At 39.4% G+C, this 17996-nt stretch carries 16 protein-coding genes and 1 other annotated feature; of the genes, 4 read left to right on the forward strand and 12 right to left on the reverse strand.

Going from position 1 to position 17996, the window contains the following annotated elements:
- Positions 1 to 261: 261 nt before the first annotated feature.
- Positions 262 to 1481 (forward strand): IS3 family transposase gene (locus PNIG_RS14645; protein ID WP_244181043.1). Its coding sequence is split into 2 segments (ribosomal slippage): positions 262 to 550 and positions 550 to 1481, totalling 1221 coding nucleotides; the frame shifts between segments, so codons are not numbered across the junction.
- Positions 540 to 656, forward strand: a sequence feature (AL1L pseudoknot). It overlaps the preceding gene by 117 nt.
- On the opposite strand, the gene PNIG_RS14650 is transcribed toward PNIG_RS14645, so the two are convergent.
- The 4 genes from PNIG_RS14650 to PNIG_RS14665 form a co-directional block, all read right to left on the reverse strand.
- Positions 1445 to 2203, reverse strand: coding sequence for an ATP-binding protein (locus PNIG_RS14650; RefSeq protein ID WP_208619487.1), 759 nt, complete (start codon positions 2201 to 2203; stop codon positions 1445 to 1447). The two genes, PNIG_RS14645 and PNIG_RS14650, sit on opposite strands and share 37 nt — an antisense overlap.
- A complete protein-coding gene (locus PNIG_RS14655; protein WP_089368777.1) occupies positions 2200 to 4338 on the reverse strand; it encodes a DDE-type integrase/transposase/recombinase in 2139 nt (712 codons plus the stop codon). Before PNIG_RS14655 ends, PNIG_RS14650 begins: the two co-directional genes overlap by 4 nt.
- Positions 4325 to 5152 carry a TnsA endonuclease N-terminal domain-containing protein gene (locus PNIG_RS14660; protein ID WP_089368778.1) on the reverse strand — a complete coding sequence of 276 codons (828 nt, stop codon included), beginning with the start codon at positions 5150 to 5152 and terminating at the stop codon, positions 4325 to 4327. Before PNIG_RS14660 ends, PNIG_RS14655 begins: the two co-directional genes overlap by 14 nt.
- Positions 5153 to 5284: 132 nt before the next feature.
- Positions 5285 to 6469, reverse strand: coding sequence for a BaiN/RdsA family NAD(P)/FAD-dependent oxidoreductase (locus PNIG_RS14665; RefSeq protein ID WP_011329295.1), 1185 nt, complete (start codon positions 6467 to 6469; stop codon positions 5285 to 5287).
- Between the two features lie 312 nt (positions 6470 to 6781).
- On the opposite strand from PNIG_RS14665, the gene PNIG_RS14670 reads away from it, so the two are divergent.
- Positions 6782 to 8917 carry a S8 family peptidase gene (locus tag PNIG_RS14670; protein WP_011329296.1) on the forward strand — a complete coding sequence of 712 codons (2136 nt, stop codon included), beginning with the start codon at positions 6782 to 6784 and terminating at the stop codon, positions 8915 to 8917.
- Between the two features lie 70 nt (positions 8918 to 8987).
- Here PNIG_RS14670 and PNIG_RS14675 read toward each other — a convergent pair whose 3' ends face one another.
- From PNIG_RS14675 to rplU, 7 genes are all read right to left on the reverse strand, one after another.
- Positions 8988 to 9461 carry a peroxiredoxin gene (locus PNIG_RS14675; RefSeq protein WP_086997685.1) on the reverse strand — a complete coding sequence of 158 codons (474 nt, stop codon included), beginning with the start codon at positions 9459 to 9461 and terminating at the stop codon, positions 8988 to 8990.
- A 92-nt stretch (positions 9462 to 9553) separates the two neighbouring features.
- Positions 9554 to 11479, reverse strand: coding sequence for a methyl-accepting chemotaxis protein (locus PNIG_RS14680; protein ID WP_089368779.1), 1926 nt, complete (start codon positions 11477 to 11479; stop codon positions 9554 to 9556).
- Between the two features lie 382 nt (positions 11480 to 11861).
- Positions 11862 to 12239 carry a DUF3718 domain-containing protein gene (locus PNIG_RS14685; protein WP_011329299.1) on the reverse strand — a complete coding sequence of 126 codons (378 nt, stop codon included), beginning with the start codon at positions 12237 to 12239 and terminating at the stop codon, positions 11862 to 11864.
- Positions 12240 to 12318: 79 nt separating this feature from the next.
- Complete coding sequence (gene folA, locus PNIG_RS14690) at positions 12319 to 12810, reverse strand: type 3 dihydrofolate reductase (protein ID WP_172459222.1); 492 nt, start codon at positions 12808 to 12810, stop codon at positions 12319 to 12321.
- Positions 12811 to 12883: 73 nt separating this feature from the next.
- Positions 12884 to 14041, reverse strand: a complete 1158-nt coding sequence (cgtA, locus tag PNIG_RS14695; RefSeq protein ID WP_011329301.1) for an Obg family GTPase CgtA — start codon at positions 14039 to 14041, stop codon at positions 12884 to 12886.
- Positions 14042 to 14271: 230 nt separating this feature from the next.
- Entirely contained in the window at positions 14272 to 14529 is a 258-nt protein-coding gene (gene rpmA / locus PNIG_RS14700) for a 50S ribosomal protein L27 (RefSeq protein ID WP_002957747.1), read from the reverse strand.
- A gap of 16 nt (positions 14530 to 14545) precedes the next feature.
- Positions 14546 to 14857 carry a 50S ribosomal protein L21 gene (gene rplU / locus PNIG_RS14705; RefSeq protein WP_006794538.1) on the reverse strand — a complete coding sequence of 104 codons (312 nt, stop codon included), beginning with the start codon at positions 14855 to 14857 and terminating at the stop codon, positions 14546 to 14548.
- Positions 14858 to 15279: 422 nt separating this feature from the next.
- Between rplU and ispB the strand changes: the two genes are divergently transcribed.
- Complete coding sequence (gene ispB / locus PNIG_RS14710; protein WP_011329302.1) at positions 15280 to 16251, forward strand: octaprenyl diphosphate synthase; 972 nt, start codon at positions 15280 to 15282, stop codon at positions 16249 to 16251.
- A gap of 103 nt (positions 16252 to 16354) precedes the next feature.
- On the opposite strand, the gene mdh is transcribed toward ispB, so the two are convergent.
- On the reverse strand, positions 16355 to 17287 hold the full coding sequence (mdh, locus tag PNIG_RS14715; RefSeq protein ID WP_011329303.1) for a malate dehydrogenase: 933 nt from the start codon (positions 17285 to 17287) through the stop codon (positions 16355 to 16357).
- Between the two features lie 226 nt (positions 17288 to 17513).
- Here mdh and argR point away from each other — a divergent pair, with 226 nt between their 5' ends.
- Complete coding sequence (gene argR / locus PNIG_RS14720) at positions 17514 to 17981, forward strand: transcriptional regulator ArgR (RefSeq protein WP_041454781.1); 468 nt, start codon at positions 17514 to 17516, stop codon at positions 17979 to 17981.
- The last annotated feature ends 15 nt before the right edge of the window (positions 17982 to 17996 follow it).

Consider the following 17996-nt stretch of genomic DNA (forward strand, 5'->3'; position numbering starts at 1 on the left):
ATTTGAATACAGCCGTATTATACTGAACCAGATACATCGCGACACATAGGCTTTTCAACCTTATTCTGACCCGTTGTTTAAAACCTAGCTATTAAAAGTTTATTGACCTGCTCAATTTTCGTTTCCAATCTTTTTTCCCCTATCTATACTGATAACTAATACTCTTGCTATAAAGCCAGCTCTGGTTATAAGCTAAAATGAGCTGCCTGTATGAATCGCCCCGTGTTTGCCAGAGACTCAATAACTTGAGAAACTGGAACTATGAAAAAATCAAATCGCTATACATCAGAATTTCGTGAACGTGCAATTAGGCTTGTTACCACACAACAGCATGAATACCCTTCTCTTTGGGCTGCGCTAGTATCGATTTCAGATAAACTGGGATGTACCCCAGAAACACTTAGAGCATGGGTCAAGAAATCTCAAGCTCAACCGTCTAAACCCTCTTCTAATACGCCATCAACTGAAGAACGCCTTGCCATCTTAGAGCGCGAGAATAAAGAGCTCAAGCGAACGAATGATATCCTGAGGCAAGCTGCCGCTTTTTTCGCCCAAGCGGAGCTCGACCGCAAACAGAAGTAATAGTGGATTTTATTGATGCTTGCAGAGAGCATTACGGTGTCGAGTCAATTTGCAAGGAATTGCCGATTGCACCATCAACGTATTATTCTCATAAACAGATACAAAGAGAGCCTGAGCGACTGTCTAACCGCAAAAAGCGTGATGCTGAGCTGATAATACTCATTCGCGAAGTGTGGGAGGATAATATGTCAGTTTATGGTGCAAGAAAAATATGGAAGCAGCTACAGCTTGACGACCATCAAGTCGCCCGCTGTACAGTCGAACGATTGATGCGAGTTATGGGAATTCAAGGTGTTCGTCGGGGTAAAGCACATAAGACAACGATACCTGACGAGCAACAAGATAAGCCACTTGATTTAGTTAATCGTCAATTTACTGCTGAGCAGCCAAATCAACTTTGGGTAGCTGACATCACCTATGTTGCCACATGGAGTGGGTTTGTTTATGTCGCTTTCGTGATAGATGTTTTTTCACGATACATTGTAGGTTGGCGTGTATCAACGACAATGCACACAGAGCTTATTCTTGATGCGTTAGAGCAAGCTATTTGGCATCGTGGCAACCCCGAAGGGTTAATTCACCACAGCGACAGAGGCAGCCAATATTTGTCTATACGATACACTGAGCGACTTGCTGAAGCTGGAATTCAAGCGTCTGTAGGCAGTGTGGGTGACTCTTATGACAATGCATTGGCTGAAACAATAAATGGATTATTTAAAACAGAGATTATTCGCAGAAATGGCCCGTGGAAGAATGTTGATGCTGTTGAATACGCAACGTTAGAGTGGGTCAATTGGTTTAATAATCAACGCTTATTATCTTCAATTGGGTATATTTCACCAGCTCAATATGAAACAGACTACTATGATAATTTAAACGAGTCAGGTAAAGTGGCCTGACTTAAACAAACTGGTCTCCGATGAACTCGGGGCGATTCAATAATTAGCATGCCGAGAAAGCTAGATTTAATACACTGCTCTAATTGACGAACAAGTGCACCTATTGTTCCTGCTGGCTTAGTTTTTTCTTTATCTAATGAAAGATCTAATACTGATAAAATTTCTTCACATAAATCTCTTACACTAGAATTACTTGGGCAATCAACTTTTATCCAAACAACCTGTTTTAATGCTGTTAATGAACAACCTTTGTATGAATCATGCTCTATAACATTAGGGAAATAATTAAGAACTTGCTCAAGCATTGACGATTTACCTACACCCCTTTCACCAATTAGCGTTAAACCCTCACCTTTAGGCTGGAAAAATCCAGTTCTAGGTTCAATTTCAGGCCTTTCATCAACTAAATAATGTAAATATTGTGCGGTAGTAGGGCTAAGTGGATTTTTTGCTGAGTATCCTTTTTTAATAGCTCTTTCTATTGCTCTGAAGCAAGATTCATAGTCAGTCAAAGGTTGTCTGAGTTCTTCTATTCTATTTAGGTATTCTTCTCTTACTAATGGGTTTGGGTGTTCAGAAACTTCTTCAGCATAATCTGGATAATTACAAAATACAGTCATAACAACTTGCCAAGCAATTTTAGGAGGAAGGGCTTCAATTAAGGGATTACCTTTGTGTTCAGGTAATATTGCATCATGGTATATAGCTTGAGTTATTGTCATGATGACTCTCCTTTTGTTCTTCTTTTTCTACCAACCGGTAAAGAAACGATCTTATCAGATCTGTTTTCTGATGGTGTAATATCGATATTTTTATTGCTCTGTATTTTTGGCTGGAGTATGTTCGTTGTTGCTTGCAACTCATCCTCACGTCTTTGGCGGACATTCTTCGTTTTTTCGGAGAACGTTATCTTTTCAGCATTGTAGCTTCTTTTTTTAGCGTTTTTGGTCACATGATGACGATTTTGGTGATCATCTATAGATGTAACACTTATAGGGGTCAATTCTTTTTTTGAGTCTAACCAGTCTTGTATAAATTCAGACTCATACATCGATTTATCTTTAAACATGCGACTACGTGGCGATAGATAACAGAGCTCAAAACTTTTATTTTTATCTAGTTTTACATAAATGTGATTAGTTGTATTTTCATCAATTCGCGCTTCTAATTTCCACTGACCTGATGATCTAGCAATAGATGCTAAATTTCGTTCTTCAATTTCTTTGTTCGAATAATACAAACCATTAAAGTGTATTCCATTGCGCGTCATACTGACTTGTGCAGGGGGAAGTAAGCGAGATATAACATCTTGAGGTAGAGCGGCTTGAAGTTCATGTTTATGCCTCGCGAGATGTATCTTCCAATAATTGATGGGATTTGGAGATAAGTCACTTTCAACTAGTAACGGACTAGAAAAAGCTAAGTCAGCAAATATGGATTTATTATGCTCTAAAACAGCTTTAATGATTTGAACAGTCACTTCTTTTAAAGTGTAAATAGCATCCTTTCGAGGATCTCTACTCCCCCTGATAACGTTAGCACCTCGAGTGGTACCTAAAAATTCATGAATAACTTCTTTATTTAAAATATCAAAGCGTTTTTCAACCACCCCCTTACAGTCAGGTCTATAAGGGGGGGTGAAAGAAAGCTTAGTCATCGGGTTTAACGCTTTTTTAGGCTGTAGGCCAATCATTTCACCATTATCACAAACAAGTTCCTTTGGGATATGCGAGCAAGGCCACTCTGAATCATCTATATCAATACCAAACTCTTCGCAGTAACGAGATTTAGGCATAAAACAGTTTGATAATGCTTGCCTAGCTGCACGCCATGAAGCATGGAAGAGTGAAACATGCATGCCAACTATCATTCGACTGGCTCTGTCAACGACAATGTAAATTATTGGTCGGCCTAATACATATTGAGAGCCAAGCTCAGAAACGATATGAACATCAGCAACTGTTGCATCGATTTCAAAGTGAGCACCGGGCAAATAACTATCCTGAATAACGCTACCTAATAAGCCTCTTTTATTCCTTAGGTGATCATTTTCCGAGGTTCTACTTTTAATAAACTCATCTTTCGAAAATATTTTCTTTGACCAGTAGCTAAACTGTTTAAGAGTAGGAACTACTGGCGGTTTACCATATGCATTAGCAAGACGTACTTCATCAGCATAACTATCTATTAGCATATTTTTATAAGTTTTTGACAACGTCAAGCCTGTTTGCTTTAGATAGTATTTTTTAAGTGCTTTCCTAAATTTATTTTTATCTATATCAGTGACTATAAATTTAACTGATCTTTCCACAGCGACGGTTCTTGGCTGTTTAGGTGATCCCAATGGTTTATCTGTTGGTTTCTTATCTGTCCCAAAACCACCACTATTATTATATGCTGGTAAAAGAGCCATTTTATCTTGGCCGTAACGCCAATATTGCATTAAAAGTCGAGATAATGCCTTTCGATCTACTCCTACTTTTTTCGCGTGTTTAGCAAGGTGTGAAACACGTTTTTTAGTTGCATAATCAAAAATAAAACCTCGGTCAGAAATAATTCCTTCAATTAGAGAATAGTTTTTATCTCTACGAGTAATATGTTCTTTTGCGATATTTTCTTCTGCAACTAAAAGAAAACTGGGAAGATTAAAACCTGCTTTACTAGCATTTCGACTTTTTACATTTTCAGTAAATGCTTCAATTGAGACAGCAAAAGGGCGAGTGGTGACCGATTTAGTATTCAAAGGAAATAGAATGATCGATGTAACATCAAGCATAATTTCTAAAATTCGGTACAGACCATCTTCGGCTAAGTCGGAGCCTTTCAGCCCCCATACACTATTTCTAGGAAGTTCCATTCATGACCCCTTTTTGCATAGAAGCGATAGATTTGACATCTAAAATTCCAACTTCAGGAATATTAGATGATAAATCTACATCAATGTATTTATCTGCAATTAAATAACGAATAAGTAACTGTGAATCATCATATTTAACTATATTCATGGAAATAAGTTTATTACAAAGATCTTCAAAAAAAACCTGCCCTACATTTATAATATTTAAAGCACGACTTATTTGTTCGTCAGAAAAACGTGTTGGATTTTCACGAAAAGGAGCTGATACCCATTCAAGATTACGACTTTGAGTTTTGGTCAATTCGTTACCAGTGAAGTAGCTAAACTTAACTCCAAGCAGTTCCCAACAAACTCGTTCAATATCAATTTTTTCAAGTACTCGTTGCTTATTCGATTCACTTTCTGGCTTAACTGAAATGGCGTGATATGAAATACCTTGAGTAGAATCAATAGTGAGTAATTGATCCGTAGTCATAATTATAGGTTCTTTGGTATTAGGGTGGGTCGGATGCTCAACACCCAGCATATTTGCCACTTTTTGCGTATAATTGAGTGGTAAGATAGGAAATTGCTCTCTTATATCAACAACGCTGTCAGAAAACTCTGCCAAATAGAAGAGCTCAGCCTCAATTGAGGACATCATATGATGTTCACGCTGAGACTTTCGTCCAAAAATTAATGATCTTATGCCGTGAGATTTAACATCCTGAATTCGCAGCCATGGCTTATAATTAAAACCTTCTCCTATCCCATACTTATTCTTAAGGGCTCGCTGAAAATCTTGTACAGATTCTAACTTTCTTCCACGTGACATGAGTATTACCAATACCTTTACATAGATAAAGCATAGTGGCAAACCTCACTACGGGCAAACTTTATTGTCTGAAAACCCCCTTACGGGCAAACTTTATTGCTTACGGGCAAACTTTATTGTCTCTACACAATATTAAGCATACTGCCCAGCAGCAAAACCGCAGCTCCACGCATACTGAAAATTATAGCCCCCTAGCCAACCGGTTACATCGGTTACTTCGCCAATAAAATATAAGCCTTGTACTTTTTTTGCTTCGAAGGTTTTTGAGCTAAGTTCATCGGTATCTACACCGCCTAGCGTTACTTCCGCTGTTCTGTAACCTTCTGTGCCATTTGGTTTAATTTGCCATGCATGTATATAGTTAACTAACTCGTCAATTTGGCTATGTGTTAGCTGGTTAATATTACAATCAGGAATTGCTTTCCCCTCATGAAGAACTTCAATAAAACGTTTAGGTAAAATAGTGGCTAAGCTATTTTTTAACGACTTTTGAGATTGCGTTTCACGCCAATCGGCTAGCTGTTGTCTTAAATCTGTTTCGGGTAATAAATTAATAGTTACCGCCTGTCCGGCGCGCCAAAATGAGCTTATTTGTAATATAGCAGGGCCCGATAACCCTCTATGGGTAAATAAAATATTTTCTTTAAATGCAGTGCCATCTTCACTAGTAACATCGCATAAAATACTTATACCTGAAAGCGCTTCAAAACGTTCTTTATCGTGCTGATGCAAAGTAAATGGTACAAGTGCCGCCATGGTCGGTAATACTTTTAAGCCAAACTGCTCAGCAATTTTATAGCCAATGGGTGTTGCGCCAAGCTTAGGCATAGTTAACCCACCGGAGGCAATCACTAACGACTCACAATAAAATGTTTCATGCTCGGTTACTACGCTATAACCAGTTTCAGTTTTTGAAACGCTGATTACTTCGTTACGCAACTTTATAGATACACCCGCCCACTCACACTCAGTAAGTAAAATATCAACAATGTCTTGAGCGTTATTATCACAAAAAAGCTGACCTAGTGTTTTGTGGTGATAGGCTAAACCATGACGATCTACCAGTTCAATAAAGTCATGTTGGGTATAACGACTTAAACATGATTTAACAAAATGAGGGTTGCCACACAAATAATTACTAGGGCTGGCATTTTCGTTGGTGAAGTTACAGCGCCCACCGCCACTAATGAGTATTTTTCGACCTGGCTTTTTGCCCATATCAAGTACTGTAACACTACGGCCACGATATCCTGCTTGCGCTGCACACATTAAGCCTGCTGCTCCCGCACCTATTACTATCACATCTACTTGGGTCATTTATTTATCTCATTAATTTTTTTTGATTATAACAAAATTTATGCACCGGCTGGACATCGAATTGATTATTTTCAATTGCACAACAAATAAAAATAAAAGTATTAATACTCAAATTTAAAACTAGTTACTTATGCTTATATTTATAAATATAAAAAGTACAAAGTAACTACAAACCCGCTAATAACAAGGTTATAACCAAATGAAAGAAGCTAATAAGTAATTAATCTTTCAATTAATTTAACAGATCATTTACCTTTGTACCCACTTCGTGGATTTGTGCTACGAAATAACAAATAAAAACTAAGGATAATCATGACAACAGGTAAATCATTTAAAAAGTGTGCAATAGCCTTTACTATCAGCTCACTATTTGCTGCAACATCGAGTATTGCAACTCCTGCACAAGCAATTGCACCATCAATGGCAGAAACAACAGCTAAATTACAAAATCAAACTGGTTTTGAAACACAATTCATTATTAAATATAAAAATAACACTAATGATTTAGCTAGCTTTGCAGCTACAGACACAGATGTAAGCCAATCAAATATGCAAAATAAAGCGCAGAGCTTTGTTAAAAATTACACCTCTAAAAAAGGCAAAGTAAAAGCGAAGTATATTCGTGCCATGGCACTTAATAATCACCATGTAATGCGTGCAAGTAAAAAGCTAAATGCACAAGAAGCACAGCAATTTATGCAAGAAATGCTTGAATCTGGCAACGTTGAGTACATTGAAGTCGATCAAATGCTGCAACCGTTTGCAACGCCTAATGATCCACGATTTGACGACCAATGGCATTATTATGAACAAGCTGGCGGCTTAAACTTACCTACCGCATGGGATACAGCCACTGGTAGCGGTGTTGTTGTTGCAGTACTCGATACAGGCTATCGCCCTCATGTTGATTTAAACGCTAATATTTTACCCGGTTACGATATGATCTCGAATTTATCGGTGGCTAATGATGGCAATGGTCGCGATAGCGATGCCCGCGATCCGGGCGATGCGGTTGCTGCCAATGAATGTGGTACTAACGGTGCACAAAACTCTAGCTGGCACGGTACACATGTAGCGGGTACTGTTGCTGCAGTTACTAATAATGGTGAGGGTGTTGCTGGGGTTGCTTACGGCGCCAAAGTAGTGCCTGTACGTGTACTAGGTAAGTGCGGCGGTTTAACCTCTGATATTGCTGATGGTATTATTTGGGCTTCTGGTGGCAATGTATCTGGGCTACCGGCAAATGCCAATCCTGCAGATGTAATAAATATGAGCTTAGGGGGCAGTGGCTCATGTAGCTCTACAACACAAAGTGCTATTAACACCGCACGTAATAACGGCACAGTAGTGGTAATTGCTGCCGGTAACGATAACGATAACTCAGCAAACTATAACCCAGGCAACTGTAATGGCGTGGTAAATGTAGCCTCGGTTGGCCGTAATGGCGGTCGTGCTTATTACTCTAATTACGGTAGTAATATTGATGTTGCCGCACCGGGTGGTGCGCAAAGTTTTGCTAACGATTCTGAAGGTGTTTTATCCACTTATAACGCCGGTTCGTCAACCCCTTCTAGTGATAGCTACGGTTTTTCGCAGGGTACATCAATGGCAGCCCCCCATGTTGCTGGCGTAGCGGCACTGATAAAACAAGCAAAGCCGAATGCTACTCCCGATGAAATCGAAAATATTTTAAAAACAACCACCCGCTCGTTCCCAGCCACATGTACTAGCTGTGGTACCGGTATTGTTGATGCAGCAGCTGCCGTAGCTGCTGCAAGTGGTGGCACTGCACCACCACCAAGTGGTAATGAACTTCTTGATGGCGAAACTCAAACCGGTTTAAGCGGCGCAACTAACTCAGAAACATTTTATACAATGACAGTGCCCAGTGGCGCAACTAATGTCACTTTCACTATGAGTGGAGGCACTGGTGATGCCGATTTATACGTGCGCTCTGGCAGTAAGCCAACAACCTCTACATACGATTGCCGCCCTTACAAAAGTGGTAACAACGAAGAGTGCTCAATCGATAACCCTACATCAGGTACGTATCATGTGATGCTACGAGGTTATTCTGCCTATTCTGGGATCAGCTTAACTGGTAATATTACAGCAGCTTCGGGCGGGGGCTCAGGCACACCTCAAGCTGGTGGTGGCACTGTAAGCGATGTGAGTGCTAATGCAGGTCAATGGAAGCATTACACACTAGACGTGCCAGCAGGTATGGCTACATTTACAGTAACAACAAGCGGTGGCACAGGCGATGCTGATTTGTTTGTTAAGTTTGGCAGTCAGCCCACGACATCGAGTTACGATTGTCGTCCATATAAAAATGGTAATGCCGAAACCTGTACTTTCTCAAGCCCACAAGCGGGTACGTGGCACTTAAGTGTTAACGCGTATAAAACCTTCTCGGGCTTAACAATTAGCGGGCAATATCAGCCTTAATAAGCAATAATTGCAAAAAGCCGATGTTGCATCAACATCGGCTTTTGTATTTTCAAATCGCTAATTTATTCTATAGCTTTTCTAAAACAGCAGCAGCACGACTAACCACAAATTCTTTTTCTTGCTCTACAAATAAACCGGTTACTACACTATTTTCCACGATCATTGCGTAACGCTTTGAACGCACACCGCCAAACCCTGCCGTATTCATATCAAGGCCTAATGCTTTGGTAAAGCTCGCATCGCCGTCTGCCAGCATGGCTATTTCTTGTGCATTTTGTGATGCCCCCCATGCTTTCATAACAAACGCATCGTTTACCGATACACAATAAATTGCATCAACGCCCTTTGCTTTTATTTTATCTGCCAGAGTAATAAACTCAGGTAAGTGTGCATTTGAACAGGTAGGTGTAAACGCACCGGGGACTGCAAACAATACAACTTTTTTATCTGCAAATAATTCACTGTTAGTCAGTGTTTGCATACCATCGTCGGTTAACTGGCTTAGCGTAACCGAGGGAATAGTTTGACCTTGTACAATCATTATAAATCCTTCATTTTATAAAATAAAACCAGCATACAGCTTAGCACATAGAATTTAGAGCATGATATAAGATGAGCGCTAAAGCTAATTTATTACAACCCCAGGCCCCCTTTAATCGAATGAATTTGTTGTTGTAGCTGATGTCGTATATCATCCACCAACGAGCTCGACTCACTTACTTGCCCCTTCATTTCAGCCATTGACTGACTAAAGTTATCTAATAAATTGCTTTGCTGCTTAGCAAGCTTCATCGCCTCAAACGCTACTTTATTAGCATTTTTTGCATTACTTGCCACCGCTTCCGAATTTAACTTAAGTTCTTGGGCATTTTGCGTTTGCGATTGAGCACCTTGGGTTAATGCTGTTATTTGCGTAGCAACTAGCCGTGAGTTTTCACTCAGTATGGTGAGCTGCCCATTTATCTCGCTCAGCGAGCCTTGCGTTTGCAGTGCCAATTGCCTAACTTCATCTGCCACTACTGCAAAGCCGCGACCATGCTCACCTGCCCTAGCTGATTCTATTGCTGCATTTAGCGCAAGTAAGTTGGTTTGATCTGCAATATTACGTATTACTTCTATAATTTTACTTACGCCTTCAACACCATTAAGTAGCTCTTGTAAGCTTTGTATACTGCGTTCAACCCGTGCCTGTGTATCGGCACTCGCACTTAACATACTTTGCGCAAATCCTAAGCTTTGTTCCATGGCACTAAAGGTACTTTGTGCGTTATCAGCTACTTGTGTATTAATATCATTAACTTGCTCTCCAATCTGCTGAATATCGGTTAGTAAATACTGATTTTGTTCCACTTGCCCATAACTCGTAGTAGTTTGTTGCTCAATCGTCTGTAAGTGTTTACTCATTTGCTGCATAAAAGCATTCACTACTTTTAGCATTTGCGCTCGCTCTTGTGCTTCTATGCGCTGGCGTTCAATTAGCTGATTAAAGTATTGGGCTATTTCCCCAACTTCAGTTTTTGGGTTATTACTGACAATATTTTTAAACTCATTCGTTTCAATTAAAAATGCAAACCCGTCGCGCAACCGTCGAAGAGGATTAAGTACCAGATTACGCTGAACAATATAAACACCGCCAGCAAGTATAACGAGTCCACTAATAGCAACACAAAACACCCAAAATACTTGCTGCTTTAAATTATCTTGTTGTGTTTTTAGTGCTTGCTCTGCATTTATCACTGTTTTAGATAAATTACTAAGCTGCGTGCGCAATTCATCGGCCCCCGTCTGTCGTTGTTGTGCCTGAGTTAATGTACTGGTTAAATCCCGAGGATAGCGATTTGGCCAACTACTTAATTCTGATTTAATATCAGTGGCTAAATCTTCACTTTGCTCGTCAATAAATAAACTATACTCATCTACTTTATCCATCACACCTAAGTTTGGTAGCTGCTCTATTTTTGCTGCTAATACATTTAAATTTTTCACGCTTTGTTGCAAGCTCTGCTCTACACTCTGCTGATAATCTAGCACCAGTTGATAACTAAATAATGATAAGTTAATCACTTCACTATAATACTCATTGGCCAATTTATAATAACTAAGCGTGTTGTTACTATTATCCGAAGCTGAGCGCGCATAATTAATTAACGAGGATGCCGAACCAGCCATTTGCCTTAGCGCATTATCAAGTAAAGCCGTTTCGTTACCAGAGAGCTTACCCAAGGCTCTATATTTACCGTTTATATCATTATTTAGAGTAATTAACTGCTCAGTAAGTTGTGATTTAAGAGCTGCTGGTAATAGCGTTAACTGTTTTTGCTCTACTTGCGAGATTAAACTTGAGGCTTGTGTTAAGTATTGGCTATCGCCTTGTGCTAAGTAATTACTTAGATAGCTCGCTAGATCAACCATAATCGTATTTTTAAGCTGTCTATATGCACTGTCTTGCTGCTCTAGTTTTAGTAAAGTTTGACTGGCCCAAAGTAGAGTCATAGCTAATAAAACACTCGCGAGAGTTAACAAAACAGCCAGTAAGCGGGTAAATGTAGAGGCGCGCATAAATAAATCCCTAAAATCATATGCGCGTAGAATATTGACTATTTATGACAGTTTAATGGCAAATACGACTAATCGTATTAAATTCATGAGCTGTCAAAGCAACAACAAGAATGTTAACCCAAATAAAAACAATGAGTTATTTTTTGTGGCTATTCCTAGATTCCTTTAACTTCAGCACCTATAGAGTCGGCTATAAGTTCATTTCAACACAATAAGTAAGTTAATAAGTAAAAAGGGTTATGTTTTTAATAAGGTTGGCGTTTGTGTTAAAAGGGGGGGATTACAATACTAAAATAGTGCTGTGTTATTTAAAATTATTTATAAAAATATAGGCATAAAAAAACCACGTATAAAACGTGGTTTAATCGTATTTATTGTAAAATTAAAGACCTGCGCGCTCTTTAATTATAGTAATTAAGGGCGATCCTGAATGACCGTTCGATTCAGCCCATGATATATCAGCACCATCTTCTAGCGAGCTTTTAGATAAGTTTTTTACTATATATTCACCGCTGTCTAATGCATTACTTGCCACTGCATGACGCAATAAATTATTGCCGTTACAAAATACTGCGTCGTATATATTACGAACTTTCACTCGTGAGCTTTTAAGCTTACTACGTAAACGATTTTTATCATCCGCTGCAATATACTCACAGATAGAAATCGCTAACTGATCATCTGCTTGTGCAGGGGCAGTATATACAAACGAACCGGCTGCAAGCGCAGTAATAACAACTAGCTTTGATAACTTAATCATGGAAAACCCTTTTTATAATACTTTATTCCTATTGGATTAGTTAATATTGTACCAATATGCTCAGTATTTCGCAATAATGTTAAGGGTTTTTATATAAAGTTACAAACTTATGACTATATTGATTTTTTTCATCCGCAGCCATTTGTATTTCATCTTTAACCTGCCAGGTTGCCACTTTTTCGTAATCAGGAAACTGAGTGTCACCTTCAACATCTAAGTCTATAAAGGTTAAATAAAGTCTTTGTGCACTTTCTAAAAATTGTTGATAAATATTTCCACCACCAATGATCATCACCTCTTCCACATCAGCAACTAAATTTAACGCGGCCTCTGGCGTTGTAACAATTTCTATTCCAGTTGCTTGATACTGGCTATTACGGGTAATAATAATATTACGACGCCCAGGTAAAGGCCGTCCAATAGACTCAAATGTTTTGCGCCCCATAATCACAGGTTTACCTGTGGTTACTTTTTTAAAATGCTGTAAGTCTCCAGGTAAATGCCAAGGCATTGTATTATTAAGGCCAATTACACGGTTATTTGCCATTGCAGCAATCATTGAAATTATCACACTAATTATCCAGTATTTATTATTAAACAAAGAAAAAGGAGCATAAGCTCCTTTTATATGTAATTAATTATAATTAACGCTCGTACACAACTTCTACGTCGTAATCATCTTCATTCCACTCATCCCAATCATCATCATCGTCGCTCTTTTTAGCGGCTTTTTGATGATAGGTGTCCCACTTAAACTCAACCTCTTCGTCTGTAGTTTCAACGAATTTCTCTTTTGGCATGCTTTCAAGCAATGTCATTACGTCATGAATTAGTGGTTGAGTATTTGATTTATTAATAGCAGAAATACTGTAAATATTTTCAGTTTCGCCTAGCTCTTGTGCAATTTTTTCACATAAAGCTTTTGCTTCGTCAGCTGGTAATAAATCTATTTTATTAAATACCAACCAGCGCGGTTTTTCTGCTAATTTAGGACTGTACTGATGTAACTCATTAACAATCGCAAATGCATTATCAACTGGATTTGAGCCATCAACTGGCATTACATCAATAATATGCAGTAATATTCTACAGCGCTCTAGGTGTTTCAAAAATTGAATACCTAAACCAGCACCATCCGATGCGCCTTCAATTAAGCCTGGTATATCAGCGATAACAAATGATTTATTAGCTTCAGGACGGACCACACCTAAATTTGGAATAAGCGTCGTAAATGGGTAATCTGCTACTTTTGGTTTTGCTGCCGATACACTACGGATAAAGGTAGACTTACCTGCATTTGGCAAACCTAATAAGCCTACATCTGCTAGTAACAATAACTCTAGTTTAAGGTTGCGTACTTCGCCTTCTGTCCCTAAGGTTTTTTGACGCGGAGCACGGTTTGTACTTGATTTAAAACGCGCATTTCCTAAGCCATGGAAACCGCCTTTTGCCACCAAAATCTTTTGGCCATGTTGGGTTAAATCCCCTAATCCCTCTTGCGTATCAACGTCCATAATACGTGTACCTACAGGCACCATAATAATTAAATCGTCAGACTTTTTACCAGTACAGTTACGGCTGCGGCCATTAGTACCGCGATCTGCTCTATGGAAGCGTTCAAATTGGTAATCAATTAAGGTATTTAAGTTTTCATCCGCTTGTAGATAAACACTACCACCGTCACCACCGTCACCACCGTCAGGCCCACCTTCTGGGATATATTTTTCACGACGGAAAGACACGATACCGGCGCCACCGTCTCCAGCTTCTACGCGAATTTCTACTTCATCTACAAACTTCATGATTACTCACTTTAGGGATTGGCTTGTTAATAACACTATTATATACCCAAGCCAACTTAATACCAATTGGCATAAATATTTGAACCATTTTACGAATTAGATCGCTCTATAACTTCGTTAAAGAGCCCGCTACTTAAACCCATAGGTATAATTGCAGGCTTGGGTATATATTGTAAAATAATGAAAACAAAAAACCCCGCAAAGGCGGGGTTTTTTAACTATCTTACTGATTACTCAGTTACGATAGTTACGTATTTACGGTTTAAAGGACCTTTTTGTTCAAACTGAACTTTACCATCTGCTTTTGCGAAGATAGTGTGGTCTTTACCGATACCTACGTTTGTACCAGGGTGGAAACGAGTTCCACGCTGACGAACAATGATGCTACCCGCTAGAACTGATTCGCCACCAAAACGCTTAACACCTAGGCGTTTGCTTTCTGAATCGCGACCGTTACGAGTACTACCAGCTGCTTTTTTATGTGCCATTTCTAAGTACCTCTAATTAAGCGCTAATGCCAGTGATTTTAACTTCTGTGAACCATTGACGATGGCCCATTTGCTTACGAGAATGCTTACGGCGTCTAAATTTAACAACCTTAATCTTCTCACCGCGACCATGTGAAACAACCTCAGCTGTTATCTTACCACCGTTTACGAACGGTACACCAATCTCGATTTTCTCACCATCAGCAACTAAAAGTACTGAATCAAATTCTACTGCTGCACCAGTTTCAACGTCTAATTTTTCAAGACGAATCGTTTGACCTTCAGTCACACGATGCTGTTTACCACCACTTTGGAAAACCGCGTACATAATTAACTCCGTCTGTGCGCCCTCAAATCGACGCAACTAAAATATTCTTCGATAGGGCGCGAAGTTTACGCTACGGCGTAATAACTAGCAAGCCTATTTTGTAATTAAAATGAATAAAAAGTAGCTGCATTGAGAGCAATTCAATATTTCCCCTATTTTATATTAAATAGCCCTTTTGCCAAGCGCTTTTTCACGATTAGTGAAAATAATTTGCCTTAGCTAAACACACACTACAACGGATAATAAATAAACATAAATTACAGCACACTTTGTACGCTAATTAATCAGCTATCTCTCGTATTTAAGTGCTAATTAGCGATGTTAACCGTGTTTTTTCAGGGAATCGTCACAAAATATCGAGCTAGTGCTTTTTTTGTTGTACAATCTGCGCCGTTCACACATAAAAATTGGCTCGGAGATCAATGGATATAAAAGCTATCCAGGCGTTAATCGAAAACGATATGAATGACGTCAATCAACTTATACATGCGCAAATGCGCTCAGATGTGGCGTTAGTTAACCAACTTGGCTTGTATATTGTAAACAGTGGCGGCAAGCGCGTGCGCCCAATGTTGGCAATACTAGCGGCCAGAGCATTGGGTTATCAGGGTAAAGATCATATTACACTTGCAACTATTGTTGAGTTTATTCATACCGCAACACTATTACATGATGATGTTGTTGATGAATCTAACTTACGCCGAGGCACGCCTACAGCAAATGCTGAGTTTGGTAATGCTGCCAGCGTATTAGTGGGCGACTTTATTTACACTCGTTCATTTCAGCTTATGGTTGGCCTTGGTAAAATGCAGGTAATGCAAGTGCTTGCAGATGCAACTAACATTATTGCTGAAGGTGAAGTATTACAGTTAATGAACTGTAATGACCCCGACACCACTGAAGCGAGTTATATGCAGGTTATTTACTCTAAAACCGCTAAGCTATTTGAAGCCGCGACAGGCCTTGCGGCCATTATTACTGAGCAAAACCAAGCCACGCTTGATGCGCTTAACCTATACGGCATGCATTTAGGTACTGCGTTTCAGCTCGTTGATGACGTACTTGATTACAACGCAGATGCAGATCAATTAGGTAAAAATATTGGTGATGATTTAGCCGAAGGGAAACCAACTCTGCCGCTTATTTATGCAATGCAACATGGTAATGAGCAGCAAACACAGCTGATCCGTGACGCTATAGAGCACAGTAATGGCATGGATCATCTTGAAGAAATTTTAGCGGCACTTAAACAAACCAATGCGCTTGAATTTACGATGCAAAAGGCCGAACTTGAAGCCGACAAAGCCATTGCTTGCTTAGACTTTTTAGCTGAGTCTGAATATAAACAAGCACTTGTGAGCCTTGCCCGTATTGCAGTTGATCGCGATCACTAACTTTACTGCCTTTATGTGTAGCTAACCTGGGTGCAGGTTAGCTAAATTCCGAGCAATAAAAAAGCCTGCAAACGCAGGCTTTTTTGTCACTTGATTTTGGCTATTACGCCATGAAATCAACACCTTCTTTGATGTCTTTTTTCAGTGTTTCAAGCATGTCATTTTTTGCTTTTGTTTCAAATGCGCTTAGTTCGCCGTAAGAAAGAATTTCTTCTACGCCGTTTTTACCTAAACGTACTGGGTGTGCAAAGTACTCCGCATCGCCATTTTCAACAGCAACGTACGCGTAATCTACAACGTCTTCACCTTGTAGGCCTTTAACTAAAGACATACAAAAACGAGCTGCTGCTGCACCCATTGATAAAGTAGCTGAACCGCCACCCGCTTTAGCATTTACAACTTCAGTACCCGCATTTTGGATACGTGGAGTAAGTGCTGCAACTTCTTCATCTGTAAAGCTCACGCCTTCAACTTGAGAAAGTAGAGGTAAAATAGTAGTACCTGAGTGGCCACCAATTACAGGAACTTTAACAGTTGCTACGTCTACGCCTTTAAGTTCAGCAACAAATGCTTCTGAACGAATAACGTCAAGCGTAGTAATACCGAATACGCGTTTAGCGTCGTAAGTACCAGCTTTTTTAAATACTTCAGCAACAATTGGTACAGTGCCGTTTACTGGGTTAGTAATAATACCTACTAACGCTTTAGGACAACTTGCAACTATGCCTTCTGCTAACGTTTTGATGATGCCAGCATTTACATTAAATAAATCTGCACGATCCATACCTGGCTTACGTGGCATGCCAGCAGGAATAAGTACGATATCAGCATCTTTAAGCGCTTCATTTAACGCATCAGCGCCAAAGCCAGCTACTTTAACCGCTGTAGGGATATGAGATAGATCAACCGCAACACCTGGAACTACTGGTGCAACATCATATAGTGATAATTCAGAACCAGCTGGTAAGCCTGTTTTTAATAATAAAGACAACGCTTGACCGATACCGCCTGCAGCACCTAATACAGCAACTTTCATTGGAATTCTCCGTGATTTGAGGTAGGAAATATTTATGGCTCTAAGATAAAGAAATTAGCGACTAAAAACAAATTTATCCTGCCTATTTTCGTAATATTTTAGACCATAGTTGTAAAAACATTTGGCCTGAATACAGTAAACTGGCAAGTTAAATAAACAACTGCTGCATAATTATTCGTTTTTGTGTAGAATTTGCGGCATGGATAATAAAAAGCAAATAAAAACTATGCAACCACAAGACAAACAGGAAGCGTTAGTAAAAGCATTTAAAGCGCTTTTAAAAGAAGAAAACTTTGGTTCTCAAGGCGATATAGTAGATTCGTTAAAAGAGCAAGGTTTTGACAATATAAGCCAAAGTAAAGTGTCGCGCATGCTTAGTAAGTTTGGCGCGGTACGAACGCGCAATGCCAAACAAGAAATGGTGTATTGCTTGCCAGCAGAAATGGGCGTACCCACAGCAAAAAGCCCGTTGCGCCAGCTTGTTATTGATATAATGCATAACGAAATGATGATTATTATCCGTACCAGTCCAGGCGCGGCTCAGCTTATTGCGCGTTTACTTGACTCATTAGGTAAAGCCGATGGCGTGTTAGGTACTATAGCTGGCGACGACACTATTTTTATTGCCCCAGCTAAAATATCTGAAATAGACTTAACCCTAGAGCGGGTACGTATTTTATTTGATACGGTTTAGTATTTAAAACATGCG

This window comes from Pseudoalteromonas nigrifaciens (assembly GCF_002221505.1).
GTDB lineage: Bacteria > Pseudomonadota > Gammaproteobacteria > Enterobacterales > Alteromonadaceae > Pseudoalteromonas > Pseudoalteromonas nigrifaciens.